The 18,016-nt window shown below is 69.7% G+C and carries 19 protein-coding genes; 5 read left to right on the top strand and 14 right to left on the bottom strand.

Annotated elements, in window-relative coordinates; translation table 11 throughout:
• The 4 genes from CXY76_RS08350 to CXY76_RS08335 form a co-directional block, all read right to left on the bottom strand.
• On the bottom strand, positions 1 to 509 hold a 509-nt coding region (locus CXY76_RS08350; RefSeq protein ID WP_304481751.1), incomplete at its 3' end, for a biotin/lipoyl-containing protein.
• A gap of 26 nt (positions 510 to 535) precedes the next feature.
• A complete protein-coding gene (locus tag CXY76_RS08345; protein ID WP_104163765.1) occupies positions 536 to 1,552 on the bottom strand; it encodes an alpha-ketoacid dehydrogenase subunit beta in 1,017 nt (338 codons plus the stop codon).
• Positions 1,552 to 2,700, bottom strand: a complete 1,149-nt coding sequence (locus tag CXY76_RS08340; RefSeq protein ID WP_233199649.1) for a thiamine pyrophosphate-dependent dehydrogenase E1 component subunit alpha — start codon at positions 2,698 to 2,700, stop codon at positions 1,552 to 1,554. The genes CXY76_RS08345 and CXY76_RS08340 overlap by 1 nt, the downstream gene beginning before the upstream one ends.
• 4 nt (positions 2,701 to 2,704) lie before the next feature.
• Positions 2,705 to 3,811, bottom strand: a complete 1,107-nt coding sequence (locus CXY76_RS08335) for a histidinol-phosphate transaminase (RefSeq protein ID WP_104163764.1) — start codon at positions 3,809 to 3,811, stop codon at positions 2,705 to 2,707.
• A 105-nt stretch (positions 3,812 to 3,916) separates the two neighbouring features.
• On the opposite strand from CXY76_RS08335, the gene CXY76_RS08330 reads away from it, so the two are divergent.
• A complete protein-coding gene (locus tag CXY76_RS08330; RefSeq protein ID WP_104163763.1) occupies positions 3,917 to 4,312 on the top strand; it encodes a phage holin family protein in 396 nt (131 codons plus the stop codon).
• 11 nt (positions 4,313 to 4,323) lie between these two features.
• Here the strand turns inward: CXY76_RS08330 and CXY76_RS08325 are convergent, their stop codons facing one another.
• Together CXY76_RS08325 and CXY76_RS08320 are read right to left on the bottom strand one after the other, a co-directional pair.
• Entirely contained in the window at positions 4,324 to 5,964 is a 1,641-nt protein-coding gene (locus tag CXY76_RS08325) for a hypothetical protein (protein ID WP_104163762.1), read from the bottom strand.
• Entirely contained in the window at positions 5,961 to 6,257 is a 297-nt protein-coding gene (locus CXY76_RS08320; RefSeq protein ID WP_104163761.1) for a hypothetical protein, read from the bottom strand. The genes CXY76_RS08325 and CXY76_RS08320 overlap by 4 nt, the downstream gene beginning before the upstream one ends.
• A 134-nt stretch (positions 6,258 to 6,391) precedes the next feature.
• On the opposite strand from CXY76_RS08320, the gene CXY76_RS08315 reads away from it, so the two are divergent.
• A complete protein-coding gene (locus tag CXY76_RS08315; RefSeq protein WP_104163760.1) occupies positions 6,392 to 6,919 on the top strand; it encodes a low molecular weight protein-tyrosine-phosphatase in 528 nt (175 codons plus the stop codon).
• Entirely contained in the window at positions 6,916 to 8,298 is a 1,383-nt protein-coding gene (purB, locus tag CXY76_RS08310) for an adenylosuccinate lyase (RefSeq protein ID WP_104163759.1), read from the top strand. Before CXY76_RS08315 ends, purB begins: the two co-directional genes overlap by 4 nt.
• Before the next feature lie 68 nt (positions 8,299 to 8,366).
• Here purB and CXY76_RS08305 read toward each other — a convergent pair whose 3' ends face one another.
• Both CXY76_RS08305 and CXY76_RS08300 read right to left on the bottom strand, forming a co-directional pair.
• Positions 8,367 to 8,636: a hypothetical protein gene (locus tag CXY76_RS08305; protein ID WP_104163758.1), complete on the bottom strand. Its 270-nt coding sequence runs from the start codon at positions 8,634 to 8,636 to the stop codon at positions 8,367 to 8,369.
• Positions 8,633 to 9,232, bottom strand: a complete 600-nt coding sequence (locus tag CXY76_RS08300; protein WP_146073408.1) for a DUF308 domain-containing protein — start codon at positions 9,230 to 9,232, stop codon at positions 8,633 to 8,635. The genes CXY76_RS08305 and CXY76_RS08300 overlap by 4 nt, the downstream gene beginning before the upstream one ends.
• 125 nt (positions 9,233 to 9,357) lie before the next feature.
• Here CXY76_RS08300 and CXY76_RS08295 point away from each other — a divergent pair, with 125 nt between their 5' ends.
• Positions 9,358 to 10,143 carry a HEAT repeat domain-containing protein gene (locus CXY76_RS08295; protein WP_199190235.1) on the top strand — a complete coding sequence of 262 codons (786 nt, stop codon included), beginning with the start codon at positions 9,358 to 9,360 and terminating at the stop codon, positions 10,141 to 10,143.
• 44 nt (positions 10,144 to 10,187) lie between these two features.
• Here the strand turns inward: CXY76_RS08295 and CXY76_RS08290 are convergent, their stop codons facing one another.
• Genes CXY76_RS08290 through CXY76_RS08280 form a run of 3 tightly spaced genes read right to left on the bottom strand, consistent with a single transcriptional unit; the run spans position 10,188 to position 13,011 of the window.
• Positions 10,188 to 11,561, bottom strand: coding sequence for an NAD(P)(+) transhydrogenase (Re/Si-specific) subunit beta (locus tag CXY76_RS08290; protein WP_104163757.1), 1,374 nt, complete (start codon positions 11,559 to 11,561; stop codon positions 10,188 to 10,190).
• The gene (locus CXY76_RS08285; RefSeq protein WP_104163756.1) at positions 11,558 to 11,866 is read right to left on the bottom strand and encodes an NAD(P) transhydrogenase subunit alpha; all 309 of its coding nucleotides are present in this window, start codon (positions 11,864 to 11,866) and stop codon (positions 11,558 to 11,560) included. Before CXY76_RS08285 ends, CXY76_RS08290 begins: the two co-directional genes overlap by 4 nt.
• Positions 11,866 to 13,011 (bottom strand): Re/Si-specific NAD(P)(+) transhydrogenase subunit alpha, encoded by a 1,146-nt coding sequence (locus tag CXY76_RS08280; RefSeq protein ID WP_104163755.1) that lies wholly within the window; start codon positions 13,009 to 13,011, stop codon positions 11,866 to 11,868. Before CXY76_RS08280 ends, CXY76_RS08285 begins: the two co-directional genes overlap by 1 nt.
• Before the next feature lie 417 nt (positions 13,012 to 13,428).
• On the opposite strand from CXY76_RS08280, the gene CXY76_RS08275 reads away from it, so the two are divergent.
• Entirely contained in the window at positions 13,429 to 15,246 is a 1,818-nt protein-coding gene (locus CXY76_RS08275) for a BCCT family transporter (RefSeq protein WP_233199648.1), read from the top strand.
• 41 nt (positions 15,247 to 15,287) lie between these two features.
• Here the strand turns inward: CXY76_RS08275 and CXY76_RS08270 are convergent, their stop codons facing one another.
• From CXY76_RS08270 to CXY76_RS08260, 3 genes are all read right to left on the bottom strand, one after another.
• Positions 15,288 to 15,890 carry a TetR/AcrR family transcriptional regulator gene (locus CXY76_RS08270; RefSeq protein ID WP_104163754.1) on the bottom strand — a complete coding sequence of 201 codons (603 nt, stop codon included), beginning with the start codon at positions 15,888 to 15,890 and terminating at the stop codon, positions 15,288 to 15,290.
• A gap of 64 nt (positions 15,891 to 15,954) precedes the next feature.
• Positions 15,955 to 16,836: an alpha/beta fold hydrolase gene (locus CXY76_RS08265; protein ID WP_104163753.1), complete on the bottom strand. Its 882-nt coding sequence runs from the start codon at positions 16,834 to 16,836 to the stop codon at positions 15,955 to 15,957.
• Between the two features lie 59 nt (positions 16,837 to 16,895).
• Entirely contained in the window at positions 16,896 to 17,891 is a 996-nt protein-coding gene (locus CXY76_RS08260) for an NADP-dependent oxidoreductase (RefSeq protein ID WP_104163752.1), read from the bottom strand.
• Positions 17,892 to 18,016: the final 125 nt, after the last annotated feature.

Raw genomic sequence — 18,016 nt, 5'->3', positions numbered from 1 at the left:
GGCCCCGAGGCCGCCGGGCCGCCCTGCGGGGGTGCGGTCGGCGCGGCCGCGAGAGCCTCGTGCGCCGACGTCGGGACCACGTGCCGGCGGCGGCGGGTGGGCATCGATGCGGCGGCGCCGCGGCCCACGAGCACGGCCGGTGACTCCTCGGCGGGTTCCTGCGAGATGGTGCCGCCGGCATCCTGGGTGGCGGCGGCGAGGTCGTCGTCGGCCGGGTTGGCGGCAGTCGGAGCGGGCTCGGCGGGTGCCGTGTCGTCGGTGGCGCCGGCCTCGGAGAGGATCGTGATGATGACCGTGCCCACGTCGACGGTGGTGCCCGGTTCCACGAGGATCTCGCCGACGACGCCCACGTACGGCGACGGCAGCTCAACGAGCGACTTGGCGGTTTCGATCTCGACGAGCACCTGGTTGATCGAGATGGTGTCGCCGGGGGCGACCTTCCACTCGACGATTTCGGCCTCGGTCAGGCCCTCGCCCACATCGGGGAGGGTGAATCGGGAGACGCTCATGGGGTGCCTTTCCGGCAGGGGGATGATTAGTAGGCGAGGGAGCGGTCGACGGCTTCGAGCACCCGGTCGGGGCTGGGTAGGAAGTGCGTCTCCACCGCGGCGGGCGGGAACGGGGTGTCGAACCCGGACACCCGCAGCACGGGCGCCTCGAGCGAGTAGAACGCCCGCTCGGTGACGGTGGCCGCGATCTCGGAGCCGACGCTGACGAAGCCGGCGGCCTCCTGCGCCACGACGAGGTGCCCGGTCTTGTGCACGGACTCGAGAATCGGTGCGTAGTCGATCGGCGAGATCGAGCGCAGGTCGATGACCTCGAGGCTGATGCCCTCCGCCGCGGCCAGTTCGGCGGCCTGCAGCAGCACGCTCACCATGGCGCCGTGGCCGACGACGGTGACGCTCGTGCCGGTGCGCACGACCTTGCTGGCGTGCAGCGGGGTGCCGGCCGCGGTGAGGTCGACCTGGCCCTTGGGCCAGTAGCGGCTCTTGGGTTCGAAGAAGATCACCGGGTCGTTCGAGGCGATGGCCTCCTGCATCATCCAGTAGGCGTCGTGCGGGTTGGACGGGCTCACCACGCGCAGGCCCGGGGTGTGCGCGAAGTACGCCTCCGGGCTCTCCTGGTGGTGTTCGATCGAGCCGATGTGGCCGCCATAGGGAATCCGCACGACCACGGGCATGGTGACGCCGCCCTCGTGCCGGTTGCGCATCCGGGCCAGCTGGCTGGTGATCTGGTCGAAGCCGGGGAAGACGAAGCCGTCGAACTGGATCTCGCAGACCGGCCGGTAGCCGCGCATGGCCAGGCCGATGGCGGTGCCGATGATGCCGGACTCGGCCAGTGGGGTGTCGAGCACCCGCTTCTCACCGAATTCGGCGTGCAGACCCTCGGTCACCCTGAAGACACCGCCGAGCGGGCCGATGTCCTCGCCCATCATGAGCACCTTGGGGTCGTTCAGCATCGCTTGGCGAAGCCCCGCGTTGAGGGCCTTGGCCATGGGCAGGTTCGCGCGGGTCGGCGCGTCGGCGGCGGATGTGGTTTCCTGCGTGGTCATCAGGACTCACTCCCGTCGAACGAGGTTTCGTAGCCGTCGAGCCAGGCCTTCTGCTCGACCACCAGCGGGTGCGGTTCGGCGTAGACGTTGTCGAAGATGATGGAGCGGTCCGGCGAGGTGATCTCGAGGGCGCGGCGGCGCACATCCGCGGCGTGGTCAGCAGCCTCCTCGTCGACGGAGTCGAGGAACTCCTGCTCGACGCCGAGGCCCTTGAGGTAGCTGCGGAACCGCTCGATCGGGTCGCGGGCGACCCAGTAGGCCAGCTCGTCGGGGTCCCGGTACTTGGTGGGGTCGTCGGCCGTGGTGTGGGCGCCGACACGGTAGGTCAGCGCTTCGATCAGCGACGGCCCGTGGCCGGCGCGGGCGTCGTCCATGGCCTTCGCGGTGACCGCATAACTGGCGAGCACGTCGTTGCCGTCGACCTGGATGCCGGGCATGCCGAAGCCGCCGGCCCGCAGGTACAGCGGGGTACGCGACTGGCGGGAGACGGGCACGGAGATGGCCCAGTGGTTGTTCTGCATGAAGAACACCTGCGGGGTCTGGTAGCTGGCTGCGAAGACCAGGGCCTCGTTGGCGTCGCCCTGCGAGGAGGCGCCGTCGCCGTAGTAGACGATCACGGCCGCATCGGTGTCGGGGTTGCCGGTCGCGGTGGCGCCGTCCAGCTGCATGCCCATGGCGTAGCCGGTGGCGTGCAGGGTCTGCGAGGCGAGCACCAGCGTGTAGAGGTGGAAGTTGCCGTGCTCCTCCGGCGTCCAGCCGCCCAGGGTCACGCCGCGCAGCATTCGCAGGATGTCGACCATGTCCAGGCCCCGGATCATGCCCACGACGTGCTCGCGGTAGGAGGGGAAGACGTGGTCCTGCGCCCGGGTGGCGTAGGCGGAGCCGACCTGGGCGGCCTCCTGGCCGTGGCTGGGCACCCACAGGGCGAGCTGCCCCTGGCGCTGCAGGTTCGCCGCCTCGGTGTCGAACTTCCGCACCACGACCATGTCGCGGTAGAACTTGCGGTAGTCGGCCTCGGTGAGGCGCTCGAAGTAGGGCAGGAACTCGGCCGCCGATTCGGACGGCGCGAACGTCCCATCCGTGGACAGGAGTTGCACGGTGGGAGAGGTCAGGGTGCGCACGGGTGCGTCGTTGGAGGTCACTGGCACCGTACTAACCTAGCCGCCGGGCCGGGTGCCCCGTTGGTAGATCCTGAACAATCTCAGCGCCGATCCGTAGGAGCGTGGCCACAGATTCCTCCTCGCCAATCGAGACCCGGATGCCCTCCGGGTGGAAGGGCCGGACGACGAGCCCGGCATCGGTGAAACGGTCGGCGGTCGCCGCGGTCGCCTCGCCCAGCGGCAGCCAGACGAAGTTGGCCTGTGACACCGGCACGTTCAGCCCCGCGGCCACGAGGGCGGCGCGGATGCCGTCACGGCGTTCGGCGATGACGCCGACCCGCGCCAGCAGCTCGGGTTCGGCGTCGAGCGAGGCCAACGCGGCGGCCGAGGCCTGCCCGGTGACCGAGAGCGGGATCGCGGTGGCGCGAGCGGCATCGAGGATGCCGACAGGGCCCAGGCCGTAGCCGACCCGGAGGCCCGCGAGGCCGTAGGCCTTGGAGAAGGTGCGCAGCACGACGAGGTTGGGGTAGCGCTTCAGCAGCGTCGTGCCGTCGACGGCGGCCGGGTCGGTCACGAATTCGGCATACGCCTCGTCGAGGATCACGAGCAGGTCGGTGGGCACCAGCGCCATGAACGCCGCGAATTCGTCGGCCGTGACGATCACCCCGGTGGGGTTGTTGGGGCTGCAGACGATCACGACGCGGGTGCGCGGGGTGATCAGCGCGGCCATCGCGGGCAGGTCGTGGCCGTGGTCGGCGCGGTTGGGCGCGGTGACGCTGGTGGCGCCGGACACGGTAACCAGGCTCGGGTACGCCTCGAATGAGCGCCAGGAGTAGAGCACCTCGTCGCCGGGACCGGCCGCGGCGAGGATCAGCTGGGCGAGCAGCGCCACCGAGCCGGCGCCGATGTGCACCTCGTCGGCGGTCAGCGCGTACCGGGCGGCGAGCCGCTCGCGGAGGGCGAGGGCGGAGGCATCCGGGTACCGGTTGAAGGCCGAGACGGCGTTCACCGCGTCGACCACGCCGGGCAGCGGGTCGAACGGGTTCTCGTTGCTCGAGAGCTTGAAGGCGGAGGCGTTGGCCGCCTTGCCCTGCCGGTACGCCGGCAGCGCAACGATCTCGGGGCGCAGGCGGACCGAGGGCTGGTCAGAAGGGCTCACTCGGCGAGTCTACGCCGGGACATATTCGCGGTGCCGCATGCTCCGGCCGTATATGCCGCCACGGAAACCGGCCCGGGGACCGGTACCGGCTGACATAGTGGAGGCATGGGTAGTTTCCTGATCAAGCTCATCGTCAACGCCGTCGCCCTCTGGGTGACCACTCTGATCGTGGCGGGTGTGCGGGTGGACTCCTACGCACCGGACACGACGGCGGTCGTACTCACCTACCTGCTGATCTCGCTGATCTTCGGGTTCGTGAACGGGTTCATCGGCGGGTTCGTGCGGATCGTCGCCTTCCCCCTCTACGTGCTCACCCTCGGTCTGCTCTCGTTCATCGTCAACGGGCTGCTGCTGATGCTGGTGGCGTGGATCTCCGGCCTGCTCGGCTTCGGCCTGGTCGTCGAGAGCTTCTGGTGGGGCGTGCTCGGCGCGTTCGTCCTGGGCATCGTCAGCTGGCTGTTCGGCCTGCTCGTTCGGCCGCTGAACAACGCCAGCTCCTAGGCCGCGCCCGGTCAGTCGACCCGTTCGGCCCGCCAGACGCTCTGCTGCCCCGGGGCCCTGCCCACGATCCCCTCCAGCTGCGCGCGGAACGCCACCAGCCGGGCCTCCGGCGAACCGTCGACCAGCCGGGCGGTCTCGCGGTAGCCCACCAACTGGTGCGCTGGCATCACCTCGTCCACCGGCACCTCCCGGCCGGCGAAGAGCTCCCGCCGCACGTAGAGGCGCTGGTCCTCGTGCGACGTGGCACCCAGCGCGGGGACGATGTCGTCGTCGTGCTCGACCGCGATCGCCGGCAGGCCGTCGGGCAGCGGCAGGTCGGTTTCGGGCGCCCCGAAGGTGACCAGTCCCACGGCGTTGACGTCGCCGCGCGAGACCAGTTGGTTGGCGATCAGCCCACCCTGCGAGTGCGCCACCGGCACCACCGGGTCGCCGGGCTGCACTCCGGCAGCCTGCATGGCCTGCAGCACCGCCCGATATGAGCCGGCCTCCTGGTCGGCGACGGCCGCGACGTTGGAGGCCATGTCCCACGGTTCGGTCGAGCCGGCCGGGCTCCATTCCACCGTGCCGCCGATGAAGACCAGCCAGGACGGATGCTCCGCATCGCCGTACCGCTCGATACGCACCTGGCCGCCGTCCTCCTCGGTGGGGATGCGGTCGGCGAGGTCGGCGAAGCCGGTGGGCGGTCTCGGCGGCGGGAGCGTGGCCGGCGCAGAGCCGGCGCCGGAGCCGGCCGCCGGGTCCCGCAGCGGCACTCTCAACGGCACCGCCGACGGCAGCGGCAGCAGCGGCCCCGGGGCGTGACCGGGCGCGGTGCCTCGCAGGGGCACGGCCAGCGGGCCGGACCCGACACCGCCGGGCGCGCCGGGGCGTGCTGTCCCTGCCCCGCCCGCCGGGTCGGCCGAGGCTCCCACCCGGCTCACCCGCACGGGCGACTCACGCAGCATCCCCGCCGCCCGCGCCGCGACGAGCAGCCCGAATGCCGAGGACTGCGCCCCGAGCAGCCCGGCGCCCGCATCCCCTAGCGCCGCGGCCACCGGGTACGGCACGCCCAGCCGGCCCAGCACCGCGTCGTCGGCCGAACCCACGATCGCCCGGACCACCGTGACCGTCGCCGGATTGGTGAGCAGCCGGGGATTCTCTCGCAGCCAGTCGGTGAGCGCGGGCGGCAGCACCGACGGTGTGCGGCCCAGCGCCGCGGTGGTCAGCAGCGAGCCGGCGGCCAGGAAGGCCAGCGGGGTTGCCATGGACAGCACCAGCACCGGCGCCAGAACCCCCAGGGTGTGAGCCAGCCAGGCGCCCGTGCCGTGCAGCACCAGATCCAGCCCGGACTCGAGACGGCCGTACTCCTCGGCGGCCTGGTCGAGGGCATCAGCCAGCTCGCGACTCCGTGCGGCGACGGCGTCGATCGCCACCGATGCGCCGAAGACGCAGGCGCCGAGGTCGTCCGGTTGCCAGCTCGGCGCTGCACCGACGCCCAACGACCGCACCCGGCCGATCTGCTGTTGCCACTGCTCGGCCTCCCGCTGCACCAGGCGCAGCGCCGCCATCTCGGCGAGCACGGTGTCGGTGGCGACCTGGATGCTGCCGCCGCCGGACACCGTGAGCGGCCCGTCGCCTCCCCCGGGTGCGGCGCCGGGGCCCGAGCCGGTCACAGCGCCGCCTTCACCCTGTCGATGGCCTCGTCCACGGCCCACAGCGCATCGTCCAGGGCCCGCCAGGCACCGGACAGGTCGATGCTCAGCTCATTCCGGCGGCTGCCGTATGCCCGTTGGGCGGGCGACCGCCAGGCCGCTGGGGATTCCTGGCCCGCCAGCCGACGCCCCGACTCCTCCACGCCGTCCCGCACCCCTCGCAACAGCCGCCGCTGCTCGCGCAGCCGCGCCAGGGTTTCGGCATCCGGCCCGCCGCTCGTCTCCGGCAGGATGCTGCCACCCGGTGATTCCATCGCGCCTCCTCGTTTTCGACTGCGCGGCCCACACTGGGCCGGCCCGGCCGTGGGAGGGTGGTCTGCGCTCAACCCCTGGAAAGTCGCGCCTGGGGGCGGATGTGGAGGAGGGGAATGTGGAACACAATGGACACATGAATTTTGCGGCGCTCAGTCCAGATGAGTCGACGCCATTCCGGATCATTTTTGTCTGCACCGGCAACATCTGCCGGTCGCCCATGGCCGAAGTGATGCTGCGCGACCTCGTCACGCGCTCCGGTCTGGGTCGGCTCATTACGACGAGCTCCGCGGGCACCGGCGACTGGCACGTCGGCGAGCAGGCGGACACCCGCACCATCTCGGCGCTGGCCAAGCGCGGCTACGACGGCAGCCACCACCGGGCGCGGCAATTCGACCCAACCTGGTTCGACGACCTCGACCTCGTCGTGGTGCTCGACCGGTCGCAGGAACGCATCCTGCGCAACTGGGCGCCGACCGAACGGGACCGCAACAAGGTGCGGCTGCTGCTCAGCTTCGACCGGGACCAGGCCACCCTGCGGGACGTGCCCGACCCGTACTATTCCGACGATGCGCTGTTTGACTCCGTTTTAGGCATGATTGAGAGAGCCAATTTTGCGCTCTTCGCGCAGCTCGCACCCGCAATCAGACAGGGAGTCCGATGAGTCCTCTACCCCCACAGGTCCTCAGTCCACTCGACGGCCGCTACCAGGCCGCCGTCACCGAACTGGGCGAGTACCTGTCTGAGGCCGGACTGAACCGGGCCAGGGTCAAGGTCGAGGTGGAGTGGCTGATCACCCTCACCGACCGCAGCCTGTTCGGGTCCGCTCCGCTCAGCGCCGACCAGAAGACGGGCCTCCGCGCCCTCGTCACCGACTTCGGGCAGGCCGAGATCGACGAACTCGCCGCCCTCGAGGCCGTCACCCGGCACGACGTCAAGGCCGTGGAGTACCTCATGCGCCGCCGCCTGGTGCCGCTGGGCCTGGAGTCGATCAGCGAACTGACCCACTTCGCCGCCACCAGCGAAGACATCAACAACCTCGCCTACGCCCTCACGGTCTCCGATGCCGTGCGCGAGGTCTGGCTGCCCAAGTTCCGCGCCCTGATCGGCGCCCTCCGCGACCTGGCCGGCGAGTACCGTGCCGACGCCATGCTGGCCCGCACGCACGGCCAGCCGGCGACGCCCACCACCATGGGCAAGGAGCTGGCGGTCTTCGTCTACAGGCTCGAGCGCATCCAGAAGCAGATCGAGGCCAACGAGTACCTCGGCAAGTTCAGCGGCGCCACCGGCACTTTCGCCGCACACGTCGCCGCGGACCCCGCCGTGGACTGGCCGTCGGTGTCCCGCGAGTTCGTCGAGGGCCTCGGCCTGGGCTGGAACCCACTGACCACCCAGATCGAGTCGCACGACTGGCAGGCCGAGCTGTACGGCAAGGTCTCGCACGCCAACCGGGTGCTGCACAACCTCGCCACCGACATCTGGACGTACATCTCGATCGGCTACTTCCGTCAGGTGCCGCAGGCCGGCGCCACCGGTTCGTCGACCATGCCGCACAAGATCAACCCGATCCGGTTCGAGAACGCCGAGGCCAACCTCGAACTCTCCAGCGCCCTGCTGGACTCGCTGGCCGCCACCCTGGTCACCTCCAGGCTGCAGCGCGACCTCACCGACTCCACCACCCAGCGCAACATCGGCGTCGGCTTCGGCCACTCCCTGCTCGCGCTGGACAACCTGGTGAGGGGCCTGGGCGAGATCGACCTGGACCGCGAGCTTCTCGCGCACGACCTCGACACCAACTGGGAGATCCTCGGCGAGGCCATCCAGACCGTCATCCGCGCCGAGGTCAGCTCCGGGCGCTCCACCATCGCCGACCCGTACGCGCTGCTGAAGGAGCTCACCCGCGGCAAGCGGATCAACCGTGCCGACCTGGTGGCGTTCGTGCAGGAGCTCGAGATCGGTGACGCCGCCAAGGCGCGCCTACTCGAGCTGACGCCGGCCGGCTACGTGGGCCTGGCCGACCCGCTGGTGGACTACCTGGGCTGAGGTACGCACGGCCGGGGTCCCGGGGCGGCTCGCCCGGGGATCCCGCCGCTGCGGCGGCGCGAAGCGGGCTAGTGTCCCGGGGTCTCGCCGGTCTGGTTCTGCTCGTCGAGGTCGCTCTTCTCAGCCGCATCGGGCTTCATGCCCAGCGCGAGCATCGCGATGACGACCAGGGCCACGATGAAGGTGATGCCCAGGGCGATCGACGACAGCGCCCAGTTGCGGGTGGCCAGCAGGATGGTGAGCCCGACGAAGAGCCCCATTCCGGCGGAGATGGCGACCAGCTCGATGGGCTTGAGGATCTCGGACCTGGAGGGCTTGTGCGGGGTGTTCTGGGTCACGGGGTGTCCGAATCTGTGGAGGTGGAGGCCAGGTCGCGTTGCGCATCCGCGTGCGCGGTCGAGAGGGAGACGCCGGCGATGACCAGGTAGACGCCGATGATCACCAGGTAGGCGCCGAGCAGCCCCACCGCGACGACGGCGTGCGGAGGAAGCAGCAGGAAGACCAGCGCGAGCACCGCGGTGAGGGACCCGACGACCAGCCAGTCGCGGGCGACCTGGCCACGCCCGCGGATGCGGATGCCGGTGTACAGCTCGAGAGCGCCGGTGACCGCGGCCCACACCGAGACGATGTACAGGAAGAAGCCCAGCCCGCCGGTGTTCATGGCCAGCGCGAGCACGCCGGCGAGAACGCCGACCACGCCCTGAATGGCGAAAATGCTGCGGTCGCGGGGGTCGGTGACGGTCTTCCAGCTGAGCAGTCCGGTGATCAGGCCGCTGACCAGCGCGAAGGCGCCGAACACGATGAGCCCGAAATCGGCGGAGTGGTCGGCGTTGAACGTGATGACGGCCGCCGGCACGAAGGCCACGATGGCGCGCGCAATGGGCACGGTCCAGTACCGGGTACCGATGACGGCTGCTGCCGGGGCATGCGCCACGCGGGCACCTCTTTCGTCGCAGGGAGTCCTGCCAGTCTACGCGGCGCATCCGGCCGGGTTCGGTGCCCGGGCGTAGCGGGCACCGTCATCCGCGACTACCGTCAGGCGCGACAGGGGGTCCAACCGTGGTCACATCGAACGTACCGGCCGGCAGCGTGCGGGTCAGCCCCGGGGAGGACGCGGCCGCCTTGGCGGACCTGCTGGCACGGGCTCCGGCCGAGGTGCCCGGCTACCTCACCGCTCGCTCCGGCCTGCCGGGCCCGCGGGCCAACCTGCCGCTCGCCGATGCGTTCGCCGCCGCGGCGCCGGCCGAGCTCATCTGGAGCCTGGCCGACTCGTCCGACGAGTACCTGGCCTTCTGCGGCACCGAGGGGCTCGGCCGGCTCGCGCTGACTCCCCCGGACCGGACCGCCGCCCTCGCGGCGCTCCGCCGGGCCGCCGCCGACGAGCGCTGGCGGGTGCGGGAGGGCGCCGCTCGGGCGCTGCAGTTGATCGGGGACGCCGACCCGGCCCTGATGCACGCCGTCGTCGAGGACTGGTCGGCCGCGGCGGATGCCTGGCTGGCACGGGCCGCGGTGGCCGCGATCTGCGAGCCACGGCTGTTGGCCGATGACGACGCCCAGGCGCTGGCGCTGCGGGTCTGCGACCGGGCCACGGCCCTGCTGCTCGGCGGCGAACCGCTGGCTGCCGACCCGGTGCGCGCCCGTGAGGCGCACCGGGTGCTGCGCCAGGCCCTGGGCTACGGCTGGAGCGTGGCGATCGCCGCGAGCCCGGCGGCGGGCCTCGCCGCCTTCCGCGGCCTGACCGGCAGCGACGACCCGGATGCCCGGTGGATCGTGCGATCCAACCACGCCAAGGCGCGGCTGCGGTCGGTGCTGGCCGAGCGCAACCTCTGGGGAACCCTCGGCTGAGCCGGCGGCCCCTCCCCCGATTTCCCGCTGTCCGGCCGGCGAAACTACAGCGCGTTGACCGCGCCAAGCACCTTGGTGAGCGAGTCCTTGGCGTCGCCGAACAGCAGCGTGGTCTTCGGGTCGAAGAGCAGCTCGTTCTCGATGCCGGCGAACCCCGGGCGCATCGACCGCTTGAGGAAGACGATCTGGCGGCCCTCTTCGACCTCGAGGATCGGCATCCCGTAGATCGGCGCGCCCGGCGAGGTCTTGGCGGCCGGGTTGACGACGTCGTTCGCGCCGACCACGAGCACGACGTCGGTGTTCTTGAACTCGGGGTTGACCTCGGCCATCTCCTTGAGCGACTCGTAGGGCACGTTGGCCTCGGCGAGCAGCACGTTCATGTGTCCGGGCATCCGCCCGGCGACGGGGTGGATCGCGAACGCCACGTCGACGCCGCGCGCCTCGAGGGTTGTGGCGAGCTCGGCGATGGTGTGCTGGCCCTGGGCCACGGCCAGGCCGTAGCCGGGCACGATCACCACCCGCTGCGCGTAGGCGAGCATCACGGCGACGTCCTCGGGGTTCGAGGAGCGCACCGGGCGGTCGCTCTGCGTCGTGGAGCCGGCGGTCGAGCCGCCGCGGAAGGCCCCGAACATGATGCCGCTGACGCCACGACCCATGGCGGAGGCCATGGCGCGGGTGAGGATGGTACCGCTGGCACCGACCAGGGTGCCGGCGACCACGAGCAGCACGTTGTCCAACACCACACCGGATGCGGCGACCGCGAGACCGGTGAAGGCGTTGAGCAGTGAGATGACGATGGGCACGTCGGCGCCGCCGACGGGCAGCACGAGCAGCAGGCCGACGGCCAGGCCGAGCACCAGGAGCAGAAGCGCCCAGCCGATGGACCCCGTGGCCACGACGAGCCCGCCGATGACGAGGGCGGCCACGACGGCCAGGGTCATGACCCACTTCATGCCGGGGAACACCACCGGACGGGTGGTGATCAGTTCCTGCAGCTTGGCCACGGTGATCGCGGAACCGGCGAACGACACCGCGCCGACGAGCATGGTGAAGACCACGGCCACGAGAACCCAGGGACCCTCGCTGTGACCGAGCTCGAGCATCGCGACCAGGGCCGCGGCCCCGCCGCCGACGCCGTTGAACAGGGCCACCAGTTGGGGCATCTGGGTCATCTGCACACGACGGGAGATGGGGGCCGCGATCGCGGAACCGACCGCGATCGCGAGCAGGATCAGCGGGATGTTGTCGAGCTTGGCCGACAGGAACACCGTGACCACGGCGAGCGTGGCGCCGGCGGCGCCGATCAGATTGCCGCGCCGGGCGGTGCGGGGCGAACTCAGGCCTTTGAGGGCGAGGATGAAGCAGACGGCCGCTGCCAGGTACAGCAGTGCGGTCCACTCGGCGCTGAGGATGCTCATTTGGTGGTGTCCTTCGAGGTGACGGCGGGCTTCCGGCCGCGGAACATGCCCAGCATCCGGTCGGTGACGACGAAGCCGCCGACGAGGTTGGCGGTGGCGAGGGCCACGGCGAGCAGGGCCACGGCGATCAGCCATGGGTCGTCCAGCTGGCCGGCGACGATGATCGCGCCGATCAGGATGATGCCGTGGATGGCGTTGGCGCCGCTCATCAAGGGGGTGTGCAGGGTGCTGGACACCTTGGAGACCACCTCGAAGCCGACGAAGACGGTCAACACGATGACCGTCAGGAGGGTGATCGGATCCATCAGTTTTTTCCTTCCAGCGCGGCAGCGGTCGGTGCGTGACGCACCTCGCCGTCGGCGGTGAGACAGGCGCCGGCGATGACCTCGTCGGCGAAGTCGGGAACGACCTGGCCGTCACTGGTCATCAGCGCGAGCAGGTTGGCCACGTTCTTGGCGTACAGACGCGATGCGTCGGAGGCCATGGCGGAGGCGGCGTCCCGCATGCCGACCAGGGTGACGATGCCGTCACCGGCCGCGGTGGGCACTGCCTGGTCGACCCCGGGGAGCACGCCCTCGACGTTGCCGCCGGTTTCGGCGGCGAGGTCGATGACCACGGAGCCGGCGGGCATGCCCGCGACCATCTGGCGGGTCACCAGCAGCGGGGCGGGGCGGCCGGGGATCGCGGCGGTGGTGATGAGCACATCCGCCTTGGCCACGTGCGGGGCGAGCAGTTCGCGTTGGCGCACGGCACGGTCCTCGGCCAGTTCGCTGGCGTAACCTCCGGAGCCTTCGACGGCGGCCAGGTCGAGTGAGATGAAGGTGCCGCCCATCGAGGTGACCTCGTCGGCGGATGCCGGCCGCACGTCGTAGGCGGAGACCCGGGCGCCGAGGCGCTTGGCGGTGCCGATGGCCTGCAGGCCGGCGACACCGGCGCCGAGCACGAGCACCCGGGCCGGCGGGATGGTGCCGGCCGCGGTCATGTAGAGCGGGAAGAACCGGGGGAAGCGGATGGTGGCTTCGAGCACCGCCCGGTAGCCGGCGACCAGGGCTTGCGAGGTGAGCGCGTCCATCGACTGGGCCCGGGAGATACGTGGCACCAGTTCGAGCGCGAACGACGTGACCCTCGCGGCGGCCAGGGCTGCCACGGTGGGCAGTTCGGACGCCGGCGAGGCTAGACCCACCGTGATGATTCCGGCCGGCAGCGTGGCGGCCAGCTCGGGACTCAGCGGACGCACGTGACAGAGCACGTCGAACGCGGTGGCGTCGAAGTCCGCGACCAGCTGCGCGCCGGCATTCTCATAGGCGGCGTCGGAGTAGCCAGCGGCCAGCCCGGCGCCGGCTTCGACGGTGACGTCGACCCCGAGCGCGGTGAGTTGGGTCACCGTTTCCGGTGTTGCTGCGACGCGCTTTTCGCCCTCTCGGCGTTCACGCCCAATGCCAACCTTCACGAGTAACCACTCCTTTGACGCATCTGCCACCTGACGAGCGAAACGGGGTCGTTCGCGCGTCCCAGGGCGATCTCACTCCGTAGCGTACCGTCGGGCATTCCCGGCCCGGGGCAGTTTTCAGGGCCGAAAGACCCTGCCCGGTTGGCCAGGAGCACCGCCGACCTCGTAGGCTGAAGGATTGCCTGGGTTGCCTTGGGGCGCCCACGCCGTACGAATCGCCTGATCTTCCCGCACTGCTGCCGGCATCCACACCCGAGCCGTGCTCGGTGAAACGGATGCCCAAAACCCGATTGGTTGCCCGTTATCAGTTCCACCGAACACGACGGCGCGGAGCGCCTCCCCAGCGCTCCGCCATCACCGTCAGCACCGCCCGCTCCATCCGCTCCGACCGCTCGGAAACCGCGATTCGGGGTGCACGTGCCGGCCCCGCGCATCTTCTACCCGGCGCTGGGCATCATCGTGGCCGTGGTCCTCGTCAGCATCGTCTTCCCGGTGGGCACCGGCGCCGCTCTCGCGCAGCTGCAGACCCTGGTGGTGGCCGGTCTCGGCCCGTACTACCTCGTCCTGGTGGCCTTCGTCGTCATCTTCGCGTTGTGGATGGGGCTGAGCCGGTTCGGTGACATCAAACTCGGCCAGGACGACGACAAGCCGGAATTCGGGCTGATGTCCTGGTTCTCGATGCTCTTCGCCGCCGGCATGGGCATCGGCCTGGTGTTCTGGGGGGCAGCCGAGCCGCTCACCTACTTCCTGGAGCCCAAGCCGGGTGTGCACGGTAGCCGTCCGGAGCTTGCGGCGGCCGCCATGTCCCAGACCTTCCTGCACTGGGGCTTCCACGCCTGGGCGGTCTACGCCGTGGTCGGCCTGTCGCTGGCGTACGCCATTCACCGCAAGGGCCGGCCGGTGTCGATCCGTTGGGCCTTGGAGCCGCTGCTCGGCGACAAGGTGAAGGGTCGCCTGGGCGACGCCATCGACGTCACCGCGATCGTGGGCACCCTGTTCGGGGTGGCGACGTCGCTCGGGCTCGGTGTCAAGCAGATCGCCGCGGGCCTGCGTCACCTGGGCGTTGTGGACTCGGTGAGCAACACCCTGCTCGTGGTCCTGATCGTGATCATCACCATCATCGCCACCGCCAGCGCCGTCAGCGGTGTCGGCAAGGGCATCAAGTGGCTCTCCAACATCAACCTCGGCGCGGCCGGGCTGTTCCTCATCGCCGTGCTGCTGCTTGGCCCCACCATGTACCTGCTGCGGGTCTTCGTGGAGTCCCTCGGCGGCTACTTCCAGAACATCGTCGGCCTCACCTTCGACGCCAGCGCCTTCACCGGCCAGGCGGGTCTGGACTGGCAGGGCAGCTGGACGGTCTTCTACTGGGGCTGGTGGATCTCCTGGGCGCCGTTCGTCGGCGTCTTCATCGCCCGGATCTCCCGTGGCCGCACCGTCCGGGAGTTCGTCGCCGGGGTCCTCCTGGTCCCCACTTTCGTCACGTTCCTCTGGTTCGCCGTCATGGGCGGCAGCGTCATCCGCCAGGTCTGGGAGAGCCCCGCTGCCCTGGTCGACCCCGAGGTGGGGATCGTGCCGGAGAACGTGCTCTTCGACTTCCTGGCCGCGCTTCCGTTCGGGCCGGTGCTGGCGGTGCTGGCGGTCGCGATCGTCGCGATTTTCTTCATCACCTCGGCCGATTCCGGCTCGCTCGTGATCGACATGCTCGCCTCCGGCGGCGAGACCGACCCGCCCAAGTGGAGCCGCATCCTGTGGGCCAGCCTGGTCGGCATCGTCGCGATCGCCCTGCTGCTCGCCGGCGGCCTGTCCGCCCTGCAGACCGGTGCCATCCTCACGGCCATCCCGGTCAGCGTGGTGATGATCGGCATGTGCATCGCCACCTACCGCGCCTTCCGGGAGGAACACCAGGTGCTCGTGCAGGCGGAGCGCCGGGTGCGTCGCGAGGAGTTGTCGCGCCGGATCAGCAAGAGCGTCACCAACCACCTGGAAGACAACTTCGACGACCACTTCGGAGACCAGATGGACGGTCGTATCAATGCCGCGATCACGGATGCCGCCGGAAACGTCTCCCTGCAGACCCGGGAACGGCGCACGCTCTGGCCGCGCCGGGCGCGCGGTGCTGCGCCACTGGAGGATCCGTCCGCGTCGGCCGAGCTCTCGGCAGAGGACGATGTGACGGCAGCCGACGTGGCTGCGGCACCCGGCGCCGCCGAGGTGGACGCGACGCGCGCGGACTGACCCTCTGTCGTAGTGGTGGAGCCGCATCCGGGCCCTGGTACTCAGCCAGGTAAGAGCACGAGGACCTGGGCCCTGATCTCGCTGAGGAGGTCATCGACGGTGCTCCCGATGTTGACCGTGGCCGCCATCGTGAGGAACATGATCGCGGACACCACGTGTGCGAGCGTCGCGGCCGTCGTCGGCGTGATGCGCGCATCCCGCTGCAGGACCCCTGCGATCGCCTCCTCGGTCTGCACGGTCAATGCGAGGGCGTCGCGGTGATGCGGCTCCTGGGGATCCCCGAAGACCATCTCACGCAGGTAGGTCCTGCCGTTGTCGATCTGAGTGCGGTTGCACTCCACGACCGGCCGGACTATCGCCATCACCCCTTCGAGCACGTCAGGGATCGCGTCTGCCGCGGCCGTGCCGCTCACGAGCGCATCAGCGTAGCTGGCGTTCTGCACGAGGAGGAGCAGCTCGCCCTTGGTCTTGGCGTAGAGGAACAGTGTGCCGGCGCCGATGTCGGCCTTGTCGGCGATCTGCTGAGTCGTGACGTCATCAACACCGTGCTCGGCAAAGAGCTCCCGAGCGGCGGCAGTGATGCGGTCGAGTTTCTGCTGTTTGTTCCGTTCACGGCGACCGACCGGCTGTGGGGCGATTGGCATGGCGTGTCCTTAGAAAATCGAATCTGATCGTGCTCAATTATGCGCATGATCGTTAGTGGCTGGGCTACCTCCGGCTATCTGAGCGGGCGAGGAACGTCAACGCGGCCGGGACGAACTCCTCGTGGAACTGGAAGATCCCGCCGTGCCCGGAGTCGGGGTAGATGATCAGCTCTGACCCGTCGATGCGGCGGTGCAGGTCCTCGGAGAGGATCGAGGGCACCATCCGGTCGTTGTCGCCATTGGCGATGAGGGTCGGCCGGACGATCCCGGCCAGGTCGGTCGGGGCGCCGCGTCCCCAGCTCTTGATGGCCTTGAGCTGCGTCCGGAAGCCCGTGATCGTGATCGGGGCGTCCCGGTCGATGGTGCGTTCCTCGAGGCGCTGGACGAACGCTTTCGCAGCACGTTTTCCGGCCGCGTTGCGGTTGAAGAACAGAAACTCTTTCGGGTCCGACCGCGTCAGCGTTGCCCGGAACATATCGAAGTAGGTCGTCCCGGCGACCTTGTCCATGTCCTTGCCGCCTCGGGGTCCCGTGCCGGTGAGGATCAACCTGCGGACAAGCTCGGGGTGCTTGTACACGAGGGCCTGGGCCACCATCCCACCGAGGGAGAACGAGAAGATGTCGATGGTGTCGAACCCGAGAGCACTGATGACGTCGTATGCGTCGTCGGCCATCGCTTCGATGGTGTCGGGCACCGTCCCCGTTGAGGCGCCGACACCGCGGTTATCGAAGGTGATGACGTGATGGTTCTTCGCGATGGGGTCGATGATGCGCGGATCCCAGTTATCCAGCGTCGCAGCCAGGTGCACGAAGAAGACGACCGGAACGCCGCCAGTTGGCCCCAGTTCGCGGTACGCGAAGTCGACCCCGCCGGCGGCAATTGTGCGGGTCGGCGCCTTCGCGTAAGAGGTGATGACGTGCTCTGGTGAGGTGCCGTTGGTGTTCATGGTGTTTCTCCCGATGAGTCTGCGGTGGGTTTTGCCTGTTGGCGGGGCTGTTGCGGTGCCTAGGGGTTGCTGATCACGGTCTTGCCGCGGATGCCGCCCTTTTCGAGGTTCTGCAGGGCCTGGATGGTGTGGTCGAAGGGGACGACGCGGCCGACAACGGGGCGCAGAACACCGTCATCGACAAGGGTCGCGATCAGGCGAAGCTGGTCGCCACTGGCGCGCATGAACAGGAACTCGTACGTCACGCCGAGCGCCCTGGCGCGGCGGCGGACGCCGGCGCTCAGGCCGGTGATGATCAGACGGAGCACCGGATTCAAGCGTGTGTCGCGGGCGAAGGTCGGGTCGGGCGGGCCGGAGATCCCGATCGCCTTGCCGCCGGGCTTCAGCACCCGCAGGGACTTCTCGAGGTTCTCCCCACCCAGGCTGTCGAGCACCAGGTCGTAGCCGCTGAGGAGTTCTTCGAAGTCCTGGTTGCGGTAGTCGATGACGGTGTCGGCACCGAGGTCACGCACGAAGTCTGCGTTACCGGCGCTGACCGTGGTGGCGACGGTTGCACCGAGGTGCTTGGCCAGCTGGATGGCAATCGATCCGACGCCTCCGGCGCCGGCGTGGATGAGGACCTTGTGCCCCGGCTTGACCTTGCCGCGTTCGACAAGTGCCTGCCACGCGGTGAGCGCCACCAACGGCAACGAACCTGCCTCTTCGATCGTGACCGACACCGGCGCGAGCGCCAGGTCGGCTTCGTCGACAGCGATGCGTTCGGCGAACGTGCCGATGCTGTCCTTCTCGGGACGGCCGTAGACCACGTCACCGGGCTTGAAGCCGCCCACCTTCGCGCCGACCCTGATGACAGTGCCGGCAACGTCATGGCCCAGGATCAGGGGCAGCCGGTAGGGCAGGATCTGCGTGAACTCGCCGGCACGGATCTTCTCGTCGAGCACGTTGAGCCCGGCGGCCCGAACCTGCACGAGCACGTCCCGCTCGCCCATTGTGGGCTCGGGGACGTCAGCATCCCGCAGGGGGCCCTTGTACTTGTCGACAACGAACGCTCTCATGTGCCTTGCCTTCCTTCGTGATCTGTATCCGAGTCTACTCATTTCTGATCCGACTCACTAATACTTTCTCACGGAAGGCCGTCACGGGCTGACCCCGGTCGGCGCGCAGAAAGAGGGCCTGACGG

Source organism: Cryobacterium sp. N22, assembly GCF_002929555.1.
Classification (GTDB): domain Bacteria; phylum Actinomycetota; class Actinomycetes; order Actinomycetales; family Microbacteriaceae; genus Cryobacterium.
The sequence above is the reverse complement of the archived record's forward strand: the minus strand, read 5'-3'. Positions and strand labels throughout refer to the sequence as shown.

What these genes read in the sequence shown, in the direction of transcription:
- CXY76_RS08330 (WP_104163763.1), top strand. Translation starts at nt 3,917, where the DNA reads ATGGGTAGTTTCCTGATCAAGCTCATCGTCAACGCCGTCGCCCTCTGG.
- CXY76_RS08285 (WP_104163756.1), bottom strand. Translation starts at nt 11,866, where the DNA reads ATGGATCCGATCACCCTCCTGACGGTCATCGTGTTGACCGTCTTCGTC.
- CXY76_RS08270 (WP_104163754.1), bottom strand. Translation starts at nt 15,890, where the DNA reads ATGCCAATCGCCCCACAGCCGGTCGGTCGCCGTGAACGGAACAAACAG.
- CXY76_RS08265 (WP_104163753.1), bottom strand. Translation starts at nt 16,836, where the DNA reads ATGAACACCAACGGCACCTCACCAGAGCACGTCATCACCTCTTACGCG.
- CXY76_RS08315 (WP_104163760.1), top strand. Translation starts at nt 6,392, where the DNA reads ATGAATTTTGCGGCGCTCAGTCCAGATGAGTCGACGCCATTCCGGATC.
- CXY76_RS08290 (WP_104163757.1), bottom strand. Translation starts at nt 11,561, where the DNA reads ATGAGCATCCTCAGCGCCGAGTGGACCGCACTGCTGTACCTGGCAGCG.
- purB (WP_104163759.1), top strand. Translation starts at nt 6,916, where the DNA reads ATGAGTCCTCTACCCCCACAGGTCCTCAGTCCACTCGACGGCCGCTAC.
- CXY76_RS08345 (WP_104163765.1), bottom strand. Translation starts at nt 1,552, where the DNA reads ATGACCACGCAGGAAACCACATCCGCCGCCGACGCGCCGACCCGCGCG.
- CXY76_RS08320 (WP_104163761.1), bottom strand. Translation starts at nt 6,257, where the DNA reads ATGGAATCACCGGGTGGCAGCATCCTGCCGGAGACGAGCGGCGGGCCG.
- CXY76_RS08260 (WP_104163752.1), bottom strand. Translation starts at nt 17,891, where the DNA reads ATGAGAGCGTTCGTTGTCGACAAGTACAAGGGCCCCCTGCGGGATGCT.